This window comes from Amycolatopsis ponsaeliensis, assembly GCF_030182635.1.
Classification (GTDB): Bacteria; Actinomycetota; Actinomycetes; order Mycobacteriales; family Pseudonocardiaceae; genus Amycolatopsis; species Amycolatopsis ponsaeliensis.
In genome coordinates this window covers 128,773-148,556 of the sequence record NZ_JAPZLD010000024.1, presented here as the reverse complement: position 1 = coordinate 148,556, position 19,784 = coordinate 128,773, and the positions used below count along the sequence as shown (strand labels likewise).

At 67.8% G+C, this 19,784-nt stretch carries 20 protein-coding genes and 1 pseudogene; 16 read left to right on the top strand and 5 right to left on the bottom strand.

The annotated features are described in order from the left end of the window. Nucleotides 1-54 precede the first annotated feature (54 nt). From QQ657_RS32025 to QQ657_RS32010, 4 genes are all read right to left on the bottom strand, one after another. Nucleotides 55-1,296, bottom strand: a complete 1,242-nt coding sequence (locus QQ657_RS32025; protein WP_284746005.1) for an SAVED domain-containing protein — start codon at nt 1,294-1,296, stop codon at nt 55-57. Between the two features lie 70 nt (nt 1,297-1,366). After that, the gene (locus QQ657_RS32020) at nt 1,367-2,290 is read right to left on the bottom strand and encodes an AAA family ATPase (RefSeq protein WP_284746004.1); all 924 of its coding nucleotides are present in this window, start codon (nt 2,288-2,290) and stop codon (nt 1,367-1,369) included. Between the two features lie 16 nt (nt 2,291-2,306). Beyond that, complete coding sequence (locus QQ657_RS32015; protein WP_284746003.1) at nt 2,307-2,849, bottom strand: HORMA-1 domain-containing protein; 543 nt, start codon at nt 2,847-2,849, stop codon at nt 2,307-2,309. Between the two features lie 2 nt (nt 2,850-2,851). Then, a complete protein-coding gene (locus QQ657_RS32010; protein WP_284746002.1) occupies nt 2,852-3,850 on the bottom strand; it encodes a CBASS oligonucleotide cyclase in 999 nt (332 codons plus the stop codon). 169 nt (nt 3,851-4,019) lie between these two features. On the opposite strand from QQ657_RS32010, the gene QQ657_RS32005 reads away from it, so the two are divergent. The 11 genes and pseudogenes from QQ657_RS32005 (at nt 4,020) to QQ657_RS31955 (ending at nt 13,598) form a co-directional block, all read left to right on the top strand. Further along, nucleotides 4,020-4,397: a hypothetical protein gene (locus QQ657_RS32005; protein ID WP_284746001.1), complete on the top strand. Its 378-nt coding sequence runs from the start codon at nt 4,020-4,022 to the stop codon at nt 4,395-4,397. Then, nucleotides 4,397-5,560 carry a HigA family addiction module antitoxin gene (locus tag QQ657_RS32000; protein ID WP_284746000.1) on the top strand — a complete coding sequence of 388 codons (1,164 nt, stop codon included), beginning with the start codon at nt 4,397-4,399 and terminating at the stop codon, nt 5,558-5,560. The genes QQ657_RS32005 and QQ657_RS32000 overlap by 1 nt, the downstream gene beginning before the upstream one ends. A 330-nt stretch (nt 5,561-5,890) precedes the next feature. Beyond that, a complete protein-coding gene (locus tag QQ657_RS31995; protein WP_284745999.1) occupies nt 5,891-7,900 on the top strand; it encodes a hypothetical protein in 2,010 nt (669 codons plus the stop codon). Beyond that, entirely contained in the window at nt 7,897-8,961 is a 1,065-nt protein-coding gene (locus QQ657_RS31990) for a C40 family peptidase (RefSeq protein WP_284745998.1), read from the top strand. Before QQ657_RS31995 ends, QQ657_RS31990 begins: the two co-directional genes overlap by 4 nt. A 75-nt stretch (nt 8,962-9,036) precedes the next feature. Then, nucleotides 9,037-9,312: a hypothetical protein gene (locus QQ657_RS31985; RefSeq protein ID WP_284745997.1), complete on the top strand. Its 276-nt coding sequence runs from the start codon at nt 9,037-9,039 to the stop codon at nt 9,310-9,312. Next, on the top strand, nt 9,309-9,956 hold the full coding sequence (locus tag QQ657_RS31980; RefSeq protein WP_284745996.1) for a hypothetical protein: 648 nt from the start codon (nt 9,309-9,311) through the stop codon (nt 9,954-9,956). Before QQ657_RS31985 ends, QQ657_RS31980 begins: the two co-directional genes overlap by 4 nt. Further along, entirely contained in the window at nt 9,953-11,347 is a 1,395-nt protein-coding gene (locus QQ657_RS31975) for a tyrosine-type recombinase/integrase (protein ID WP_284745995.1), read from the top strand. Before QQ657_RS31980 ends, QQ657_RS31975 begins: the two co-directional genes overlap by 4 nt. A 92-nt stretch (nt 11,348-11,439) precedes the next feature. Next, nucleotides 11,440-11,814, top strand: a complete 375-nt coding sequence (locus QQ657_RS31970) for a hypothetical protein (protein ID WP_284745994.1) — start codon at nt 11,440-11,442, stop codon at nt 11,812-11,814. 9 nt (nt 11,815-11,823) lie between these two features. Further along, a pseudogene (locus QQ657_RS31965) lies at nt 11,824-12,113 on the top strand (C40 family peptidase); the annotation flags it as partial. Nucleotides 12,114-12,301: 188 nt separating this feature from the next. Continuing rightward, the gene (locus tag QQ657_RS31960) at nt 12,302-12,874 is read left to right on the top strand and encodes a hypothetical protein (RefSeq protein WP_284745993.1); all 573 of its coding nucleotides are present in this window, start codon (nt 12,302-12,304) and stop codon (nt 12,872-12,874) included. A gap of 223 nt (nt 12,875-13,097) precedes the next feature. Continuing rightward, nucleotides 13,098-13,598, top strand: coding sequence for a hypothetical protein (locus tag QQ657_RS31955; protein ID WP_284745992.1), 501 nt, complete (start codon nt 13,098-13,100; stop codon nt 13,596-13,598). Nucleotides 13,599-13,635: 37 nt separating this feature from the next. Here the strand turns inward: QQ657_RS31955 and QQ657_RS31950 are convergent, their stop codons facing one another. Then, nucleotides 13,636-14,034 (bottom strand): histone-like nucleoid-structuring protein Lsr2, encoded by a 399-nt coding sequence (locus QQ657_RS31950; protein ID WP_284745991.1) that lies wholly within the window; start codon nt 14,032-14,034, stop codon nt 13,636-13,638. A gap of 577 nt (nt 14,035-14,611) precedes the next feature. Here QQ657_RS31950 and QQ657_RS31945 point away from each other — a divergent pair. Genes QQ657_RS31945 through QQ657_RS31925 form a run of 5 tightly spaced genes read left to right on the top strand, consistent with a single transcriptional unit; the run spans nt 14,612 to nt 19,779 of the window. Next, complete coding sequence (locus QQ657_RS31945; RefSeq protein ID WP_284745990.1) at nt 14,612-16,414, top strand: type IV secretory system conjugative DNA transfer family protein; 1,803 nt, start codon at nt 14,612-14,614, stop codon at nt 16,412-16,414. 5 nt (nt 16,415-16,419) lie between these two features. Continuing rightward, nucleotides 16,420-17,280, top strand: a complete 861-nt coding sequence (locus QQ657_RS31940) for a replication-relaxation family protein (protein ID WP_284745989.1) — start codon at nt 16,420-16,422, stop codon at nt 17,278-17,280. Beyond that, nucleotides 17,277-18,389, top strand: coding sequence for a ParB/RepB/Spo0J family partition protein (locus tag QQ657_RS31935; protein ID WP_284745988.1), 1,113 nt, complete (start codon nt 17,277-17,279; stop codon nt 18,387-18,389). Before QQ657_RS31940 ends, QQ657_RS31935 begins: the two co-directional genes overlap by 4 nt. Beyond that, on the top strand, nt 18,386-19,477 hold the full coding sequence (locus QQ657_RS31930; RefSeq protein ID WP_284745987.1) for a DUF4417 domain-containing protein: 1,092 nt from the start codon (nt 18,386-18,388) through the stop codon (nt 19,475-19,477). The genes QQ657_RS31935 and QQ657_RS31930 overlap by 4 nt, the downstream gene beginning before the upstream one ends. Further along, nucleotides 19,477-19,779 carry a hypothetical protein gene (locus QQ657_RS31925; RefSeq protein ID WP_284745986.1) on the top strand — a complete coding sequence of 101 codons (303 nt, stop codon included), beginning with the start codon at nt 19,477-19,479 and terminating at the stop codon, nt 19,777-19,779. The genes QQ657_RS31930 and QQ657_RS31925 overlap by 1 nt, the downstream gene beginning before the upstream one ends. The last annotated feature ends 5 nt before the right edge of the window (nt 19,780-19,784 follow it).

Genomic DNA, 19,784 nt, shown 5'->3' with positions numbered 1-19,784 from the left:
TGACGCAGGCAACCGCGCTCTCACGGCGCCTTCGGGCGCACTGCTGGGGTCCGTCTACGCGCTGTGTACTTCGGCGTACGCGGGGAACCGGTCGGTTGTAAACGACACGACGGGCCCACCACTGCGGCCTGCCGACACAGTGGCCATCTCGAGGTAGGTCGGCGGCTCGGCTTCCCGTTCCCACTCGTAGACGGTGACCCGCAGCGTGTTACAGGCGCGGCCCAGCATCACGGCGAGAGGGAAAGGGACTCGCATGAACAGGTGCACCGGTCGGTTGCCCGCGATCTCGCCCATGCGTCGGCGCAGTTCAGTGACGAGTGCGGGGGCCGCGTCGGCGGGGATGAGTTCTCGTTGCGCCACGGCGATCTCGACCGCGTGAGCGTAGGGCTGGCTCTTGACATATCGGCGGAAGTCTTTGTTGGGCGGTGCGGGTACGAGATCGAGATACACGGCGACGGGCCCCTCCGGAGGACCGTCGAGGGGAATCGCGCTCTGCACAAGCGGAACGGTCCGGGTTTCGGCTCCCGTCCACTCGTTTCCGTCCTGGTCGGTGACCGTGACCCTCAACCCGGTCGTGGTCGGTAACGCGGCCCCGAGAGCGAACGCCATGCTCAGGTGTGCGCCGCCAGTGATGTGCAGGTGCTGAACGCCGGCCGACTGCACGATGCGGGGCAGGTCGCCGAGGAACGGCGCGAAGTCTTTCCAAGCCTCGGCGGGCGGCACGCTGGTACCGGGCAGAGGCGGGCGGCTCCGGGGCGCGAGCGGTACCTTCCGGGTACCCAGGGCCGGGGTCCGGGTTTGGATGTCTAGATGCAGCCGATCATCGACGGCCGCGCGGCGGACGCGGCGGATCGCCATCTCGCCGGCCAGACGAGCGAGCCCATCGTGGTCGCACACCGGGAACTGGTCGAAGTCGCTAAGCGTGGCGATTTCCTGAGGGAGCAAACGGTCAGGGGCGCCGTAGTCCAGCCGGCCGTCTGGACCGGTGACGGTGTTGCCGATGGCGAAGGTGAAGGCTGGGTCGCCTTCCAGACGAAGAAGTTCCGGTAGTTCCAACTCGCGGACGTAGCTCGAGTGCGCCATGTCGTCCGTGACGAGGAGGACAGCTCCGGACAGACCTGATGCGAGGGCTTCTTGCAGTCGCCGCTGAAAGCGGCCGGGTGGCAGGTGAGTCTGGTCATGCCACACGGGGACGCCGTAGGCGCGGAGCACCCATGCGGCGCGGTCGGCCAGCTCGTCTCCGTCCGAGTGTCGGTAGCTGAGGAAGATCGGGTCCAGATCGTGGACTTGGGACATCTGCAGTCTCCTGTGCAGGGCTGGGGCAGATCCAGGGGCGGCCGCCGGCGGGAAGTGCCGTGTGGGCTTTCTAGTTCTGCTCGGCGAAGACCGGGCTCGGGGTGAGTTCGGCGGCGATGGTGAGGAGGCGTTCGTCGCGGACCGAGCGGTCGGGGAAGGCATCGAGGACGGCGGCCGGCACCAGGCGCTGGGTGATGTCGGAGCTGGTGAAGCCGGCACGGGAACCGTTCGGGCCGGTCAGCTCTACGAGTTTCTCGATGGTGTCCGGGCGGAGGCCCAGTCCTTGCAGTGCGCCGGCGAGGAGGGCTCGGCGCTGCTCGGTGTCCGGCCGGGTGAAGGTGAACGTCGCGGCCGCTCGGCGCATGATGGCCGGGTCGAGAGCGCCAGGGCGGTTGGTGCACAAGACCACCAGGACCGGCAGGCCTGCTCCGGCGAGGCTGTCGACTCCGGCGAGGAAGGCATCGACGCCGGCGCGGTCCTCGTGGTGCATCTGCTGTGCTTCTCGAGATTGGACCAGCGCGTCGGCTTCGTCCACGACGAACACGAGCACCCGCCGGGCTCGGTCGCCGGTCCGGGCGGCGGCGGCCTGCGCCTTGAGGTGGGTGAAGGCGTCGCCGATGAGCGTTGTCATCTCCCCGACGAGACCGCTTCCGCGGGTGGACAGCTTGAGCCGGTACAGGAGCACGGGGAGGTCGAGCTGGTCGGCGAGGTCGCAGCCGAAGGACTCGGCGAGCGCGGACTTGCCCGAGCCGACGTCGCCGGCGAAGACGAACAGCGGGGCGCGGTCGGTGAACAGGTCCAGGGCGGCGAGCTCGCGGCCGGGGTGGTGGGTGGCGGCCCAGGCTTGAAGGCGGTCCGGCGTCGCGAGCAGCATCGCCTCCTTGCGGAGACGGAGTTTGACAGCGTCGAGGCCGACGAGCCGGTCGTAGCGCGCTTGCCGAACCGGTTCGGGGAGTTCGACGACGGGGTGAAAGAGGTCGTCTTGAGTGCTCATGGTGATCTCCTGGGGGTTAGTCGTCGAGGGCGACGAAGACGTCGCGGGTGACCCCGGTGCCGTTCCGGCCGTAGCCGTGGCCGGGTGTGGTGGCGCCGGTGCCGGTGCCGGTGCCGGTGCCGGTGCCGGTCGCGGGCTCGGTGCCGGTGACCCGGTTGATGGGAAGTGCGCTCTTGAAGGCGGTGCGCTTGGCCTGCGGCAGGTTGTCGAACTTGGTCGAGTAGGCGAGGAAGGAATAGAACGGCAGGCCGTCGACGGGGGCCGTCCTCGGCAGGCGGCCGGGACCGTCATCGAGAAGGTGACCACCGAGGGTGGCGCGGTAGCGGAGCCGGAGCTTCCAGAGGTTGGTGTCGGGGTCGCGGAACCCGTAGGACACCGAGTCGAGGTAGCTGTGGTTGAGCAGTTGGGCGACCTCCTCGACGTAGTCGGTGATCATCGCGGCGCTCTCAGGTTCCCCGTACAGCGCGCGCAGCTGGCGCAGGTCGGCGCCGATCTTCGCGCCGACGTACCGGGCGTCGGTGAGGGTGAAGGAAGCTGATCGAGTCATGGAGAGGGTCATGGTCATTCCCCCGGGAAGGACGGGCCGAACAGCTCGCGCCAGGCGTCGTATGCGGCGCCCTGGGTGGGAGCCGTGGCGGCCCAGCTCACCGAATCGAGAGCCGAGGCCGCGGCCTCGACGAGACGCTTCCGGTCGGCGTCGGTGTAGCTGGACGCGATGTTGTTTTCCGGGTTCACCGGGTCCCAGATCCGGATCGGGTCGCTGGTCGCGCTGATCTCGTCGGTGGCGTAGAAGTCGCCGAAGACGATCGGGGTCTGCAGGCCGGTGGTCGTGATGTAGGCCAGCACCTGTTCGAACGCGACGGGGTAGTCGTCGACCTTCAGGCCGCCGCCGTGCCACCCCGTGTCCCACAGGTGCGCGACGACGAGCTCGAGCAGGAAGCTCTTGCACCGCAGGTGCGGATCCCGGGACTTCGCCTCGCGGATCCAGGCCTTGAGCAGCCGGATGAGCTCGGGGTAGCCCGGCCCGGCGAGCTTCCGCCGGTCGCGGATGAAGCGCAGGTGCAAGGTGACGGAGGTGAGGACGCGCTGGCCTTGGCGGGTGACCAGGAAGCCCTTGTCGTCCGCTTCGCCGGAGTAGAGGACCGGCGCGACGTCGATCTTCAGCCCTGAGCCGCGCAGGGTGATCCCGACCGCGTGCTGCGAGATCACGAAGTCCTCGGCGACCTTCGTCTTGCCGTAGACCTCCTGGCAGCGCTCGCTGAGCCACTCGAGCAGCTTCGCCTCGTCGATGTCTGGATCCGCGCAGCGCAAGTACGCGGCAACGTCCGCGTCCGATCCCTCACCACGCCGCCTGCTGATCGCCGTGTGCTTGGCGGTGCTGCCCGAGGCGCGCAACTTGACCAGGTCGTAGCCCGGGTTCGCGGCGACGTGTACCTCGAGGCGGGCCTTCAGGTGATTCACCTGCTCGCGGCGCCGCTTCGCCTGTTCCCTGGCGACGTTGACCCGGTTCTCGGCGAACCGCTGCAGGACAGCATGGGTCACATGAGTCTCGTCCGACATTTGAATCTCCCTCACGTTCCGCTTCGCAGGCGCTCCCCAAGCGCCACCACGCAGCGGCTCTCGCTCGCGCCGAAGTTGCATGCACCAGATCGGTAAACAAGATCGACCTGATGGCGGACGAAGTTAGCATGTACAGATCGGGTAAACCAAAACGGGGTCCAGGTGGCGAATGAACGTCTGGTTCGGCTCTCGGGAGCTGGCGCGCACCTGCGGCAGTGACCGAGCGCGAGTGTCCGCTTACGGTAAGGAGTCGGCCCGGCTGATCCGGGTCCGGCTCGGGCAGTTGCGCGGAGTGGTCAATCTGGCCAAGATGCGCGAGTTCGCGGCAGTGCGGCTGCGCTCAGGAGTGATTGCCCAGCGGACGGTCGTGTTCATCTCGGCCGGTCACAAGGTCGAGTTGGTCGTACAGGGTGCCGACGACAGTGTGAAACTCGCTGATGAGGCAACTGTGACGTCGGTGATCGTTGTTGGCGTCCTGCCTGTCGGGCTGAAGCGCCCCGGTCAGCACTCCGATGCTTCATCCCTCGAGTACAAGGGGAGCCTTTGATGACGCCACCTGCGGGCACGTACCCCTATCGTCCCGAGACGCCGCCGCATCCGGGTGAAATCTTGAAAGAGCAACTCGATGAACAGCGGGTAAGTCAAGCTGATCTTGCGCGCCGCGCCGGCCTGTCCACGAAGCATGTCAACCAGATAGTCCAGGGAGTTGTAGCCCTGAGTCCCGACATCGCGGTGCGGCTCGAACGCGCGACCGGAATTTCTGCCGAAACCTGGAATCAGCTGGAAGCGATCTGGCAAACCCATCAAACTGCTATCGAGGACCGGCGGAATCTGGCGGGTGAAATCAGTTGGGTCAGCAAGTTTCCGCTGGCATTCCTTAAGCGAATGGGAGTGCTCCGCGACACTGATCAGTCATTGGCTAACCTGCAGCTGATACTGAGTTTTTTCGGAGTCGCTACACCTGATGTTGCAGAACGGGCTTGGCGGGAGTATCGGCTCGCATTCCGACGTTCTGAACTTGTCGAAGGCGACGGCTACTCGATCGCCACCTGGCTCAGGGTGTGTGAAGTCAGGGCGCGCGGTATCGAATGTGAACCCTTTAGTCGCGAGCGACTCATTGCGTCAATACCTCAGGTGCGGAAGTTGACGCTTCAAGAGCCTGCGTCCTGGCAAGTCGAGCTTCCGCGACTGTGTTCAACTCTTGGTATAGCGCTCGTATTCATTCCGGCACTGAAGAATACTCACCTATCGGGTGTGACGCGTTGGCTTGCGCCTGACAAAGTGATGATCGGGCTCAGTGATCGATTCAAGACCGACGATACGTTCTGGTTCTCTTTCTTCCACGAGTTGGCGCATGTCTTGCTGCACGGCAAGAGATTGACCTTTCTAGATCACGGAATAGAGCCCGGCGACATTGGCGAGGTCGACTTGTCGCCCATGTTCCTGCATGGAGACTCCAAGGTGCCAGGTGCTTCGAGTGAGTCGGAAAGGGAAGCCGACAAGTTCGCTCAAAATTCGTTGATTCCTGAGCAAAATCTACAGAAATTCCTTGACTTCCCTGCTGTGGTCACAGAGCAGGCGATCAGGATATTCGCACGCGAAATAGGCGTCGCGCCAAGTGTTGTTGTCGGACGCCTTCAGTATGAAGGCATCGTGCCTTGGTCGTTTGGGAGAAAATTGAAAACTGTCGTGCGTTTTGATGCTATGTGATGCGAATAGGGATTGGTGCTGTGCTGCAAGCGGTGTTCCTGGGATGTTGTGAGCGGGACTGCGGGCGACGGCGGCCGCACTCAAGTGGCCTTACCGGCCGTCGATTTGAGGCCGCGAGATCGCCCGGCAAGGGAAGTTGTCGACGCCTGCCGGGGATCGATTCGCCGCAGGCTGGGCGGAGAGACGAAGGGACGCCTCCCTGCGCTGACTGACGGCGTGGTCTCCGCGTGACCTGGCTACACCTCCCTCGCCGAACCTGCCTCCGCCCTGCATAGAACCGCCCCGCATGCGCCGTGTCTGAGACACGACGGCACGCTGCAGGGAGGGCTGATGAAGCTGGTAGTGGCGCTGGCGATCATCACCGCGATCGCGCTACTGAGTCCGGGGACGGCCACAGCACAGACCGCACCGAACCCGTGCGAGCCGTACCCGACCTGCCTCTGGATCCCCGACAACCAGCCGGCACCGCCGAAGCCGGATCCGGACGCGCCGCCACTGCCGCTGCAGGACAACCCCGGCCACCAGGTTCACCTCGGCGGCATCTTCAGCATCGACGACGGCTATGGCCGCGACCTCCACAACTACGACCTCTTCGCCAACCTGCCCTCGCTGCTGGACAACCCGATGCCGGCGATCTGGCTGTGGCTGGGCAACATCGGCTTCGCCGTCGGCAAGTACGCGGTCGGGTTCTCGGTCTGGTTCACCGAATGGGCCGCCTCCACCCAGGTCTTCGACTGGATCAAAGCCCCGGCCCGCGACCTCGAAGGCATCTGGCAGACCTCGGTCATCGGCGCGCTGAAGCTGCGCGAGATCGCGCTGCTCATCGCCACCTGCTACCTCGGGCTCCTGTTCGCCCGCGGCCTGACCACTCGAGCGTGGCGGGAAACCGCGTCCACCATCGCGGTCAACGTCCTCGCCATCGCGATCCTCACCCACCCCGTCGACGTCCTTATCGGCGACGACGGCGTGCTGTCCCTGTCCCGCGATCTCGGCGCCGATGTCTCCAGCGTCATCATGGGCCAGGAACCCGGCGGCACCGGCAACCCGGCCGCGCCAATCGGCCAAGCCTTCATCGACAACCTGCTCGTCACCCCGTGGGAGACGCTCAACTACGGCACCCCGATCAGCCGCGTCCAGGGCATCTCTGGTGCCTGTCAGTACTCGGTCAAGAAGGTCCTCGACGACGGGCCCTGGTCCGGCAAGGACGACAGCACCCCAGCGCGTGAGCTCGACGGCTGCCCCGGCGACTACGGCAAGTACAACGAGGTCGCTGACGGCGACCGCGCGCTCGGGGCCTGGCTGTACGCGATCGCGATGCTTCTGTTCGCGATCCTGGTGGTCTGCCTGAACACCGTGCAGGTCCTCGCTCCGTACCTGCTGCTGTTCGAAGGACTGCTGCTCGCGCTCGCGTTGGTCGCCGCGCTGGTGCCCTCGATGCAACACCAGCTCGCCTACCGCGTCAGCTCCATCGCGACCACCATCGCCAAGCTCCTGGCCGGCATGGCCTTCCTCGCCGTCATGACGGTGCTGCTGCGCACCCTCATGCTGGCCGACCTCGGCCCCCAGCTCGTCCGGTTCGCTGTCATCGACCTCGTCGTCTTCTCCGGCTTCCTGTTCCGCAAGCGCCTCGCCGCGAACCTCCAGCGCGTCCGGGGCCAGGTCAGCTCCCGGCTGCAGCGGCTGGGCCGGCCCCGGCGCGCGCCGAAGGCGTTGCCGACGCCGGTCGTTCCGGCTGGCCCGGATCGGCTGGCCCGGGCGGTCAAGGCCGGGACGTCGGCGTTCGCGGAGACCTTCGCCCCGGTCGGGCGGCTGAAGGAGCGCCTGGTCACCGCGGGCCGCGCCGGTGGGCAGGCCGGCGGGAAGGTGCTCAAGTACACGGTCGGGGCACCGGTCTCGTGGCCGCACGCCGCCCAGCGCGCGCAGACGGCGCTCACCGCGAAGGCCGGTGTCGCCAAGACGGCGCTGGCGCGCCGCGCCGACGCCGCGAAGATCTACACCGCTGCCTACGCTGGCAACCTCGGTACTGCGACGGGTGCAGGACCGGCGTGGCATACCGCCGCCACCGTGCTCACCGCGCTCGGCGGCCGCACGGACCGGCAGAAGCAGGGAACGTCGACGTACCTCGACGCCAAGATCGCCGAGGCGACGCCACCAGCAGCCGGGCACAAAACAGAGTTCACTGGCACGGACCTCGCCGTCGCAGCCCGCGGGCGCGGGTTCCTCCCGAAGCCACCGGCGCCGCAGGCCGAGACGTCGCTGCCGCCTGCGATGCTGCCACCGCCCGTGCCCTGGGCGCAGCGGCTGCGTGACCGGCTCGGCAACTCCGCGGACCGACGGTGAACCCGCTGCTTGCCCTGCGCGCCGCCGAGATCGCGCGAGAACAGCTCCGCGAGCATCCCGGCCGCTGGGGTTGCCTGGCTGTGCTGCTGCTGTTCGGGCCGCCTGCCATCTGCGTGCTGATCGTCGTCGTCCTGCTCACCACGCTCACCGGTACCGGCGACACGAGCTCGGCAGCCGCCCCGAACGGGGCCGCGGTCGCCGACATCCCGGCCGACTACCTCGCCCTCTACCGCCAAGCCGCTCAGACCTGCCCCGGGCTCGACTGGTCCATCCTCGCCGCCATCGGCAAGATCGAAACCGACCACGGCCGCTCCAAGTTGCCCGGCGTGCACAGCAGGGTAAACAGCGCCAAGGCCGGCGGACCGATGCAGTTCCTGCAGTCGACGTTCGACAGCGTCGTAGCCCACCACCCAATCCCGCCCGGCGGCGCGCACCCGCCGTCGCGATACAACCCGCACGACGCGATCTACGCCGCCGCGGCTTACCTCTGCGACTCCGGGGCCCATGACGGTCGTGACCTGCACGCCGCGATCTTCGCCTACAACCACGCCGAGTGGTACGTCCAGAAAGTGCTGGCACAAGCCCATACCTACGCGCGAGCAACCAGCCAGCAGGGTGACTGTACGTCGGTGCGGGCGCCCAGCCGCGCCGCGCAGGCCGCGATCAAGTTCGCCTGCGACCAGCGCGGCCTGCCGTACGTCTGGGGCGGCAACGGTCCCGAGTTGACTGAACTACCGAATGGCCAGACCCAGGTCAGCGGCGGGTTCGATTGCTCGGGCTTGACGAAGGCGGCGTACGCGGCAGCCGGGATCCAGATACCGCGGACGGCGCAAACCCAGTACAATGCCGGTCCCCGTGTGCCTGCCGGGCAGCCGGTCTTGGCGGGAGACCTGGTGTTCTTCGGCTCCGGGCCGAGAGCGGTGACGCATGTGGGGATCGCGATCTCGGCCGAGGAGATGGTCGATGCGCCGGATCGGGGCTTGGTGGTTCGGGTCGAGCGGATCTGGCGGTCGAACTTCGTCGGCGCGACCCGTCCGGCCGCGGTCCAGCCCAGCCGATGAACCGGGGGTCACTCCATCAGGTGGTTTCCTTCTTCCGTCGGGCGTGTCGCGGCCGCAGCGGTCGCGGATGGTTCGTTGGATCTGCCCATGCACGGATATGAGGACGTGCAATGTGACCTGTCGACGCTGGAAGTGGCCCGCGTCGGCGGTCTGCGCGAGACCACTCAGGCGTGGGAACCCTACGTCCTGGTGAATGCGGCCGGATGCGAAGTCGAACCGGTCGCGGTGTTCTTGCGGGACCTGCAAGCCGCGGGCCGTCCACATGCGACGCTCCGTTCGTATGCGCTGGATTTGTTGCGCTGGTTTCGGTTCTCTGCGGGGACGTGCTCCGCCCAGGGGTGCGGTGGATGATGACCCGCCAGTCCCCGCGATTCCAGGCCGCGATGGAACGCTCACGCGACCCGGACGGCTTCGCCCGGCTGCGCAGCTGCTGCGCGGACAACCCCGGCGCCGCACCCCTGATGACACGGCTGGCGCTCTACCGCGCCGCCACCATCATGGCCTGCAAAGGCGGCCTGGTCACCGACATCGCCGTCGGTGACTGTGTGGAGCTACTCGACACCCAAAGCCAGGTCCAGGCCAAGGGCGGCACCTGCAAAACCTACTTCTACCAGCTGCTCCACGACGCCCAGATCTTCCCACCCGAAGCACCGGCAACCGTCCGCGCGTTCCGGTCGAGCACCGGCCAGCTCAGCGTCGAGGAACTCGTCGACCGCTACCACCTCGCCTGCCGGCCGATCCGCGACCTGATCGTCGAGTACCTGCGCGAACGGCAGCCCGTCGTCGACTACACCACCCTCAACGACCTCGCCAGTCACCTCGCCAACAGTTTCTGGCGCGACCTGGAGTGCCACCATCCCGGCATCGACTCCCTGAACCTGACGTCTGACGTCACGCACGCCTGGAAGCAGCGCAACCGGATCAAGACCACCACCACGGTCGACCCGCAGACCGGAAGCCGACGACCGTCGAGGCCCCGCGGGTCAACGCCGTGAACCGGCTGCTCGCCGTCCGCGCCTTCTACCTCGACATCAACCAGTGGGCACTGCAAGACCCGGCCCGCTGGGGCCCGTGGTCCGCGCCGTGTCCGATCAGCGCCGCCGACGTCAACCGCTGGAAGCACCGCCAACACGTCAAGGCGCGCATGAACCAGCGCACCCGGGAACGACTACCCGTGCTGCCTGCCCTCGTCCGGACGGTCGAACAACGCCGCTGCGACGCCACCGAACGCCTCCAGGCCGCGCACGCCACCGAACCCGGCGACACCTTCACCGCCGCCGGCGCCGACTATCGCCGACCGATCATGCCCAACGCCGGCGGCACCCGGATCTGGGCCGAGGACCTCGCCACCGGCGCCCGCCACAACCTGACCTTCGAAGAACACGAGGCGTTCTGGGCCTGGGCTACCATCGAAGTGCCGCGACACACCGGAATCCGCATCGAAGAGCTACTCGAGCTCACTCATCACAGCGTCGTCCAATATCGGCTGCCCACCACCGGCGAACTCGTCCCGCTCCTGCAGATCGCGCCCTCCAAAACCGACGCCGAACGCCTGCTGCTCATCAGCCCCGAACTCGCCGACGTCCTCGCCGCGATCATCTGCCGCGTCCGCGACCCCGAAACCGGCAGCATCCCCGCCACGCCGGCCTACGACACCCATGAACGCGAATGGCTTCCGTCCCTGCCGCTGCTGTTCCAGCGACGCTACGGCGCCGAAAACCGCGCCATACCCCGCCGCGGGATCGAGAACGCCCTCGACGCGGCCCTCGCCGCCGCCAACCTCACCGGCCCCGACGGGACACTGCTGGACTTCACCCCACACGACTTCCGGCGCCTGTTCGTCACCGACGCCGTCATGAGCGGCCTGCCCCCTCACATCGCCCAGATCATCTGCGGCCACCGCGACATCAACACCACCCTCGGCTACAAGGCGATCTACCCCGAAGAAGCCATCGAAGCCCACCGCGCCTGGATCGCCCGCCGCCGCACCACCCGCCCCAGCGAGGAATACCGCACCCCCACCAACGAGGAATGGGACGAATTCCTCGGCCACTTCCAACGCCGCAAAGTCTCCCTCGGCACCTGCGGACGCGCATACCACACCCCTTGCAGTCACGAACATGCCTGCGTCCGCTGCCCCATGCTCCGCCCCGACCCCGCACAACGTCCCAGACTCGTCGAACTCCGCGACAACCTGCACGACCGCATCGCCGAAGCGCACGACCACGGCTGGCTCGGCGACATCGAAGGACTCACCATCAGCCTCGCCGCAGCCAACGACAAACTCGCCGCCCTCGACAAACTCGCCACCCGCCGGAACACCGTCCACCTCGGCATGCCCAGCCTGAACGACCTGGGCGCGTTTCAGACGTCGACACCGCAGTAACGGGACGGCCCATTCACGGCTGCGACCGTGGGACCCGACAGGCATGTCGAAAGTCGATCACCAGATGGGCCAACTCGTGAGATGCTCACGAAATGCCCCGCTACGACCACTTCGTCGAGGAACTGCTCGGCTTCCTGCTGGCACGCCTGGACGAACCCGGCTTTGCGCGGCTTGTCACCCATGAACCCCAGCGGATGACGGCCGCCTACTTCGAAGGCGGCGGCGGCCGCGCGGAGACACGAACAGTGTCCTTCACCGGCTGCGTCACATGCTCGCAGATTCCGCCTTGCACACTCTTCCGCTCCCACGGCCACATCGACGTCCCTGCATGGCCCTGTCTGCCCGTCCGGGAGCTGGCGCTGAGCTTCGCCAACGCCCCTTACTACCGCGACGAATGGCGGCCCGAGTTCACCGTCGTCGCATCGGGGCAACTGGTCCACCAACCCGATCAAGATCAACTGTCCTAGTTCAGAGAACCGGCCAGCGGCGATCGAGGGTTCGACTGCTCCGGGCTGACCAAGGCGGCGTACGCTTCGGCCGGGATCGATCTGCCACGTACGGCGCAGACCCAGTATGTCGCGGGCCCACGAGTGGGACTGATCGACTTCAGCCGGGGGATCTCGTCTTCTTCGGAAGTAGCCCGAGCCACATCACGCACGTCGGGCTCGTCCTTTCGAATGGTTCGATGATCAACGCGCCGGACTTCGGCAAGCCCGTTCGAGTGGACACCATCGGAAAGGCGTTCGGTGCGAGCCGGCCTGCGTAGTGAATGATTCGGCGCGTCTTTGCGCCAGCCCTCTGCTTGCCTGCTGAATTCCGCTCTTCCCTCCACCGTGCCAGGGTTCTCTGGAGGCCTGCGGCTCTTTCTGTAACTGAACCGGCAGGCCGAGCGACTCCACAGCCAGACTCCTCGAGAGGAGGGTGTAGCCGCCGGTGACTTCGAGAGGGACAGGGATGAAGAAGCTCGTGATACCGGGAATCTTCGTGCTCGTGGCTGCCGTGATCACCGGCATCTTCGGCTTGGCTCAAGCGAACATCAATAAGCCGCCGCCTGCATCGCAGCCTCCCAGTCCGATTTCTACGGAGCCGCCGCGTTCTACTACGGTTCCGACGCCGGCATGCGTCAAGAGAGCAGCCATCACAACGCCGACGACCGGCGCCGAGATCGACGGAACCCAGGGTGTCAAGGTCGGCGGAACGGTCTGCGGTCTCGGAGCGGAAGAGTCAGTCTGGCTGTTCGACTTCGACCCCTATGACCAGAATTACTACCTCGTCTACGACCCCGAGGTCGGGCCACAGGCGGTGGCGAACTCGAACGACACCGAATTCGCCATGCTTGATCAGCCCATCGGCGATCCTGGGGACCAGCGCAAGAAGTACGTCATAACGGCCGTGGTCGCCCCGACTGCATGTGCCGACGAGCTGAGGAAGAAGAAACCCGACGGCGAAGGCAACTACGTCTTCCACCCGCTGCCACCGACGTGTGAGATCAAGGACCAACGGCAGATCTTCGAGAGCCAGCGATAAGTAGTAACTCGAGGGACGACACTTTGCGCATAGAAGCGCGTCGAACAACGACCTGTCTAGTCCCATGATGGGAGCAAGTTCGCAAGATCAGGTCGCCATGGGGTCGACGAGCTGGACTGGAATGATCGTTGGACCTAGCGTTGGCAGCGCGTTCGCGTCTGCCGGTCAGCAACACGCTTCCCCTGGCCAGAAGCGATTTTTCGACCTGGCTCTTAATGCCGACATGTTCCCCGGCACGCATGGCCGCCAGGCCATGCTGGGACACAGCGCGCCGAAGGCGCTCCGTCTGGGCGACGTCCTCACGAGCGGCGCGGTCTGGTGGGTGACCACCGCCGCGGTCGCGATCCTGATCGCGGTCTTCGTCCTCCACCGACACCTTCGTTCCCACCACCTCCGCTCCCGTGTCCGGTTCGACCTCCTGCCGACCGCCGGCTTCGATCCGTCGCCGCAAGCCGTCGTCGGGTTCGCGCACCAGCTCGGGCGGGTGCGGCCGGTGCACGGGTGGGTGCCGCCGTCGGTGGTCGGGGTGCGGATCCGGTTCAGCACGGACCCGGAGTTCGGGAAGATGGTGATGAGCGTGGAGGGGCGCGAGTCGGTGACCGGCGTGCTCAACAAGCTCGTCTACCCCGACGTCGAGATCCGACGCGCGACGTCCGAGGGTGAAGCGTCCTCCGTCGGAGACGAGGGTGATGTCTCCTCGCCGCCGACGGGACGACAGCGGTGATCTCTCCCCAGTGATCTGCTGGCCACCGCGGTCAGCGTCAGGCGGCGGTCTTCTTGCGCGGAGCGCGCTTTCGCGGCGCCGGTGCCTCCGCCTCGGCAACCTTGGCCTGCTCGTAGGCGGAAACCACCTCGGAGGACAGCCGTCCGCGCTCGGAGACTTCGTAGCCGTTCGCGTTGGCCCAGGCGCGGATCTCCTGGTTGCGCTGGCGGTCTGACGCGGTGGGCGCCGTCGACTGGCCGGTCGCGACGCGGACCCGGCGGCCGCCGATGCGTCGTCCGGCCCCGATGAACCGGGCGAGTTCGTCGCGCAGGGCGGCGGCGTTGTCGTCGGAGAGGTCGATCTCGTAGGTCACGCCGTCAAGACCGAACTGCACGGTCTGGGTGGCGGCGCTGCCGTCGATGTCGTCGAGGATCTCGACGAGCACTTTCTGGGCCATTGAATGCTCCTCGGGGTGGGTGTGCGACCAAGAACGCGAGCTGTGCCGCGTTGCACAATGCGCGACGTCCTTCGGCCGAGTGTATCCACAGTGTCGCCAGAAAGGAGATTCACCCTCATCGTCGACTGCATCAAAACCGTCCGGCACTTCCCGTGACTGGTGGTGCGAACCATCAATGTTGTCGTTCATGGGAGGAGAACCCGCCGTGCACCGTCAGCTGCCGCAGCCGGATCTGCATGTAGCTCGGGCGGAGCTCGTCTTGGCACGGCCTGGTCATCTTCCGTTGCATGCGTTGCCTATCCGGCCGGACGATCCACTGCAGACGTTGGCGAACGCGCTGGGTGACGTCCGGACGGATCTCGGTGAATCGGTGCAGGTCTGCCTTGACCTCATCCCACTGACGCCGGCGCGTATCCGACACCTGGCTCGTCGCGCTGCGCCACATTCCGGCAGAAACGGTATGAGGCCGTTCGGCGTAGTCGCCGACCTTGCCGCGGAACTGCTCGGAGAATTTTTACCGATCGCGCGCACGCAGGTCAGCGGGCGTCCACGAAATGCGACACCGTCCCCTCAACGAGTGACGAACAAGTTCGTGACCGACGAGCCGGTGTTCGCCATCCAGGTCCTGATCCGCTGTGTCTCGGAAATCCCGGGACGGGCGCAGGCGCACCTGCGCAGCGTGATCGGGGCGTTTGACATCTTCCGCGGCGAGAACTACTGGCGGGTCCGCGGCCCGCGGGTTCTCGGCTGGCACTTCGGCGCGGACACCCTGCTGGTGCGCCGACGGTTCGACCGCCGCTTCCGGACCGGGCTGGCGAAGCCGCGGCCGGGATCGCTGGTGACGACCAGCGAGATCGCCGGCCTGTTGAAACCGCCGTCCGGGCGCTGCCAGTCACCGGCGATCGCCCGCAGCCGCGGCTGGGTGCTCCCGGCACCCCGGGAAATTCCGACCTACCAACCGGGGACGGGACTGGTGCGACTCGGATACGTCACCGACGTCAACGGCGACGAGCGACTGGTCGGCGTGCCCCTGCGAGAGCTGCTGTTCTCCGCGCGCTTCGGCAAGGCCGGGTTCGGGAAGACCGAGGAAGCCTTGGCGCAGGCGATCGAGGTCGCTCGACTCGACGGTGGGGTTTGGTTCCTCGACCCGCACGCTGACGGCTGGAAACGCGCCAAGCCCTACCTGTCCGATCCGGCGTTGCGGGCGCGGCTGTGGGAGGTCAACCTCGACGTCCGCGGCCGGGGCAAGCGTTTGCCCGGTTGGAACCCGCTGAGCATGCAGGGCTTCACTGAGTCCGACATCGAGGACCGCGTCGACGCGGTCGTGACCTCGTTCGCCGCCGCGCTCGGGTGGGGTGACGCGGCGCCGCGGGCGAAGTCGATCCTCACCAAGGCCTGCGAAGCGCTCTGCTATCTCGCGATGCGGGTCCCGGCCGACTGTGCGCCGACGATCTTCCAGATCCCGACGCTGCTAGACGACGAGACCTGGCGGGAGTCGATCCTCCCGGTGCTGAAGCCGTCGGTGCGCAGGTACTGGACCGACTCGTTCCCCAAGCTGGCTCCGGACGCGACGACGGTCGTCACCAACATCATCAACCGGCTGCGCACCAGCCCCACCCTCTCGGCGTTCCTCGGCTCCTCGGTGACGACCTACGACGTCCGGAAGGCCATGGACACCGGCCGGATCGTGTTCGTCTGCACTACCGGCACGGGCGAGACGAACAAGCTGATCACCTCGTTCATGATCTACGACCTGTTCCGCGCCGGCCGCTCCCGCGCGGACACCCCGGTGGAGCAGCGGCGCAGGTGCGACGCGTTCGTCGACGAGCTCGCCGCGGTCGACGGCGCCTCCCGCGGCTACCTCGCGGCGATCCTCGAGCAGCTGCGCAAGTACCGGGTCGCGCTGCACGCGATGAACCAGATGCTCGACCGGCTCGCCGCGGAGACGCGGCGGGCGTTGCTGCAGAACCAGTCGCTGTTGATGACCTCCGCCGCGGCGATCGACGGCGCCCGCACCGTTGCCCGCGAGTTCGGGGGGCTGGTGCAGCCGGCGACGGTGACTGAGCTGGAGCAGTTCCACCACGTCGTCACGGTCACCCTCGGCGGGCAGCGCACGACGCCGTTCAAGATCCGCGGCCTGCACGTCGACGACGAGTTCGCCGAGCACTTCCACCCCGAATGGAACGACGCCGTCGACCAGGCTCTCGACGCCAACCTCGCACGCCGCCCGATCGGTGAAGTGCTCGACGAGCTCGAGGACCTGGACGACCGCATCCTCGACGCCCTGCAGACCGCGCAGCCGGCGCCGCAGTCAAGACGCGGGCGTCCGCCGACGCGGGGTAGCGGCGCCGGTATCGACCTGACTTCGAGCGTGGAGTGACCGGGATGGACCTTGACGTCGTCCAGCGCGATGCCCTGACCGTTCTCTACTGGCACCGGCTGATGTCCACGGAGCAAGTCCGACGTCTGGTTGCCCCGGCGCTGTCCCCGGTCACCCTGCGCGCGAAGCTCGCCGGCCTGCGCCACGCAGGCCTGGCGGACCGGATCACGCGGGAGCATCGGCCCCGCACGTGGCATGTCACCCCGGCCGGCGCCGAGTCTGTGGAGGCGGCCGGGACGGTGGATGCTCGGGCTTACCGGCTGCCGGGTACTGCGGTCGCGCACTTGCTGCAGGAGCACACCCTCGACGTCGTCGAGACGGGTCTCGCGTTCGTCGAAACCGCCCGGGAACGCGGTCACGAGTGCGGGCCGCTGTCCTGGACTCCGGAGGTCGCCCACCAGTTCCGTGACCGGACGGGAGACCGGCGCGGGGTCGTGATCGCCGACGCCGTCCTGCACTACGTCCTGGACGAGGCCGGACGGCGGTCGCAGCGGACGCTGTTCGTCGAGCTGGACCGCGCGACGATGCCGGTCGCGCGGCTGGCCCGCAAGCTGGTCGGCTACATCCGCTACCACGACCACGCCCCAGCAGGGGCCGGCCAGCGACTGGCCTGGCGGGAGCGCTACCCGCGGTTTCCGCGCGTCGTGGTCGTCTTGTCCGGCGCCGAGCCGTCCGTGCTCGAGCGCCGGCTCGCCGACCTGCGCGCCCACGCCCAGGCCATGCCCGTGGTGAGCACCGCCGCGGGCCGGGTCGACCTGGTCGCGACGACCTTGCCCCGCCTCGTACAGCACGGCCCGCTGGCGCCGGTGACGATGCCACTGCTCGGCGACCCACGGTGGGTGACCGTCTTCGGCAGGCTGTCATGACCGAGGCGCCGATCGAGGTCGTGGCGCAGTTCGGGCTGTCACCGCGGCTGCGGCAGCGCCGGTTCGCGTTGCTGCCGCTGCGCGGCGAGGGCACGCCGTTCACCGACCTGCAGGGCCGGCTACCGGGCGATGCCACCACGCCGGCGGATCTCGCGGACCTGATCTCCTCGATCGCCAGCGTCGGCGTGCTGCAGCCGGTGCTGGTCGAGGAGGTCGACGCGGGTGACGGGTCGCATCCGGCGATGAAGCTGGCGGCGGGGGAGCGGCGGCTGCGCGCCTGCCGCTGGGGTGCGGTGCATCGGCCGGACAACCCGCACTTCGCCGCGCTGCCCGCCGTCGTGTGCCCGGGTCCGCTGTCGGACGAGGAACGGCGGATCTGGCAGCTGGTCGAGAACCTCGCCCGGGAGAGTCTGCGCCCGGGCGAGCTCGCTGCCGCGCTGGTGCTGGATCGCTGCGCCGTCCTGCTGGGCAAGCTCCTCGCTGGCGGCCACGCCGTCCCCGCGGAGGTCTATGCCATCGACGATCCGATGGCGCGCTTCGCCGCGATGGAACGTATCCGCGGGACCGACAAGCGCTCGGCTGCGCCGTGGGCCGAGGTCCTGACCCGGCTCGGCCTGCAGCTGAGCCCGCGCAAGGCCCGCGAGCTGGTGCGCGCGTTCGCCGAGATGCCGCGCGAGGTCGCCGAGGAGATGGACGAGGCGAAGGTGTCCCTGCACACCCGGATCCGGTTCGTCGAGCTGCGCCGCGGCCGGGAGCAAGCCGCCGCGGACATCTGGGCCGCGGTGAAGAAGACCGGCCGCACCCGGCTGCTGCCGACCGCGATCGCTGCCGCCACTGCCGACAAAGAGCTGGGCGCGGAGCAAGCGCTGGTCGAGGCCGAGCGAGTTCAGGAGCAAGCCGACGCCGCCCGTGCGGACAAGCTCCGCGCGAAGCCCGAGGCGCAGGTCGTCGGCGTCGACGCCCGGCTCGTCGAGCGCGCTCTCGCCGCCCTGCGCCAGTTGCTTCTCGCGCTGGTCCAGGGCGCGGAGCTGGGCGAGCACGATCGCGGCTCGGTCGCGCTGCTGCTGGATCAGCTCGGCGACGCCGTCCACAAGGGAGTAGCCGCATGACCACCTTTCTCGGCATGCCCAGCGCACCGGCCACGCGCTGCGACTGCCGGCGCTGCCCCTGGTACACAGACGCAGAACCAGCGATCGCCATCGCGCCGCTGTGCTCCGGGTGCAACTCCGACTGCGCGTACTGCGGCTGCGCCCGGTCGGATTGCCGGGCGTGCCCGATCCGGTGCGGCTCCCGCACCGACATCGACGCCTGGATGCGCGACGTCGGCGGCACCCTGGAATTCGACGACCTCACCGTCACCACGCCGCTGCCGGCATCCATGCCGTCGTTCGTTCCGCAGGTCGACGGGTCCAGCGTCGCCGAGCTCGACGCGGTCGTCCGGTGGCCGGCGTACGCGGTTGGGCTGCGGCGGGTGTTTTCTCCCCGCACCCACACGCTCTACCCGCGTTGGAGCGACGGCCGGGCCGCCGCCGAGATTCTCGAAGTCCCCGACACCACGCTGACCGTCCTCAGCGGATACGGCGAGGACCCGCTCGTCGAGGCGTTCTGGACTGCCCGCCACCGTGACGACCTGATCGCCCGGATCGCCGGCCTGCGGTTTGGGCTGGTGCTGGCGCCGAACTATTCGATCTACGGCAACTGGCCCCGCGCCGAGCACTTGATCAACATGCGTCGCTCGCTGATCATCGCCGCCGAGTTCGCCGCCGCCGGTATCCCGACCGTGCCGAACCTGTACTGGTACCGGCTCGAGGACCTGCGCCGTCTGACCGACTGGGTCGTCGAGACCGGGTCGGCGGCGGTTGCGGTCAACGTTCAGACCGTGCGGGAGAACACCAACTGGCAGAGCTGGGTGCTGCCGGGTCTGCACTGGCTGGCCGAGAACCTCCCGCCGACGTTGGTCGTGGTCTTGACCGGGTTGTCGCGGCGGGATCGGATCGAGACTGCGCTCGAGCTGTTCGGCGAGCGTCTCGTCGTGATCAGCCAGAACCCCGCGCAGTACGCCCTGCACGGCGCTGTGATGACCGCCGACGGCCGCCGGGACGTCCACGCGCGTATCCCGGACGCCTTCGCCCAGTCGGTCCGCTACATGGCGTCGCTGTTCCCGCACGAGTCCGTCACCACCGGGGGAGGCAGCTGATGCGCCTGTGGGTCCTGCTGGGCTGGTCACTCGAGTACGGCGCCGCGATCACCGCGGTCGGAGTCCTCGGCATCGAGACGACGGAGAGCTTCGTCGAGTGGATCCCGCGCGAGCGCGAAGCCGGGCGGATCTGGCGTGAACGCCTCGCCGGCGCCAGCCCACTGGAGGTCGTCGAGCGGATGCCGTTCTGGGCGGAGACCGCCGTTGCCGCGGCCGCGGAGGTCGAGCCGTCCGTGCCAGACGCGACGCTCGAGGCCGCGGTGCGGGCGCAGGTCGACGACGTCCTCGGGTCGGCACGCTAGCCGTC

Bases quoted from the DNA above. Each gene is read 5' to 3' on its own strand.
- QQ657_RS31960 (WP_284745993.1), top strand. From the start codon at position 12,302: ATGAAGAAGCTCGTGATACCGGGAATCTTCGTGCTCGTGGCTGCCGTG.
- QQ657_RS31950 (WP_284745991.1), bottom strand. From the start codon at position 14,034: ATGGCCCAGAAAGTGCTCGTCGAGATCCTCGACGACATCGACGGCAGC.
- QQ657_RS32020 (WP_284746004.1), bottom strand. From the start codon at position 2,290: ATGAGCACTCAAGACGACCTCTTTCACCCCGTCGTCGAACTCCCCGAA.
- QQ657_RS31940 (WP_284745989.1), top strand. From the start codon at position 16,420: ATGGACCTTGACGTCGTCCAGCGCGATGCCCTGACCGTTCTCTACTGG.
- QQ657_RS31970 (WP_284745994.1), top strand. From the start codon at position 11,440: ATGCCCCGCTACGACCACTTCGTCGAGGAACTGCTCGGCTTCCTGCTG.
- QQ657_RS31995 (WP_284745999.1), top strand. From the start codon at position 5,891: ATGAAGCTGGTAGTGGCGCTGGCGATCATCACCGCGATCGCGCTACTG.
- QQ657_RS31925 (WP_284745986.1), top strand. From the start codon at position 19,477: ATGCGCCTGTGGGTCCTGCTGGGCTGGTCACTCGAGTACGGCGCCGCG.
- QQ657_RS32025 (WP_284746005.1), bottom strand. From the start codon at position 1,296: ATGTCCCAAGTCCACGATCTGGACCCGATCTTCCTCAGCTACCGACAC.
- QQ657_RS32000 (WP_284746000.1), top strand. From the start codon at position 4,397: ATGACGCCACCTGCGGGCACGTACCCCTATCGTCCCGAGACGCCGCCG.
- QQ657_RS31930 (WP_284745987.1), top strand. From the start codon at position 18,386: ATGACCACCTTTCTCGGCATGCCCAGCGCACCGGCCACGCGCTGCGAC.
- QQ657_RS32015 (WP_284746003.1), bottom strand. From the start codon at position 2,849: ATGACCCTCTCCATGACTCGATCAGCTTCCTTCACCCTCACCGACGCC.
- QQ657_RS31955 (WP_284745992.1), top strand. From the start codon at position 13,098: ATGTTCCCCGGCACGCATGGCCGCCAGGCCATGCTGGGACACAGCGCG.
- QQ657_RS31980 (WP_284745996.1), top strand. From the start codon at position 9,309: ATGATGACCCGCCAGTCCCCGCGATTCCAGGCCGCGATGGAACGCTCA.
- QQ657_RS32010 (WP_284746002.1), bottom strand. From the start codon at position 3,850: ATGTCGGACGAGACTCATGTGACCCATGCTGTCCTGCAGCGGTTCGCC.
- QQ657_RS31935 (WP_284745988.1), top strand. From the start codon at position 17,277: ATGACCGAGGCGCCGATCGAGGTCGTGGCGCAGTTCGGGCTGTCACCG.
- QQ657_RS32005 (WP_284746001.1), top strand. From the start codon at position 4,020: ATGAACGTCTGGTTCGGCTCTCGGGAGCTGGCGCGCACCTGCGGCAGT.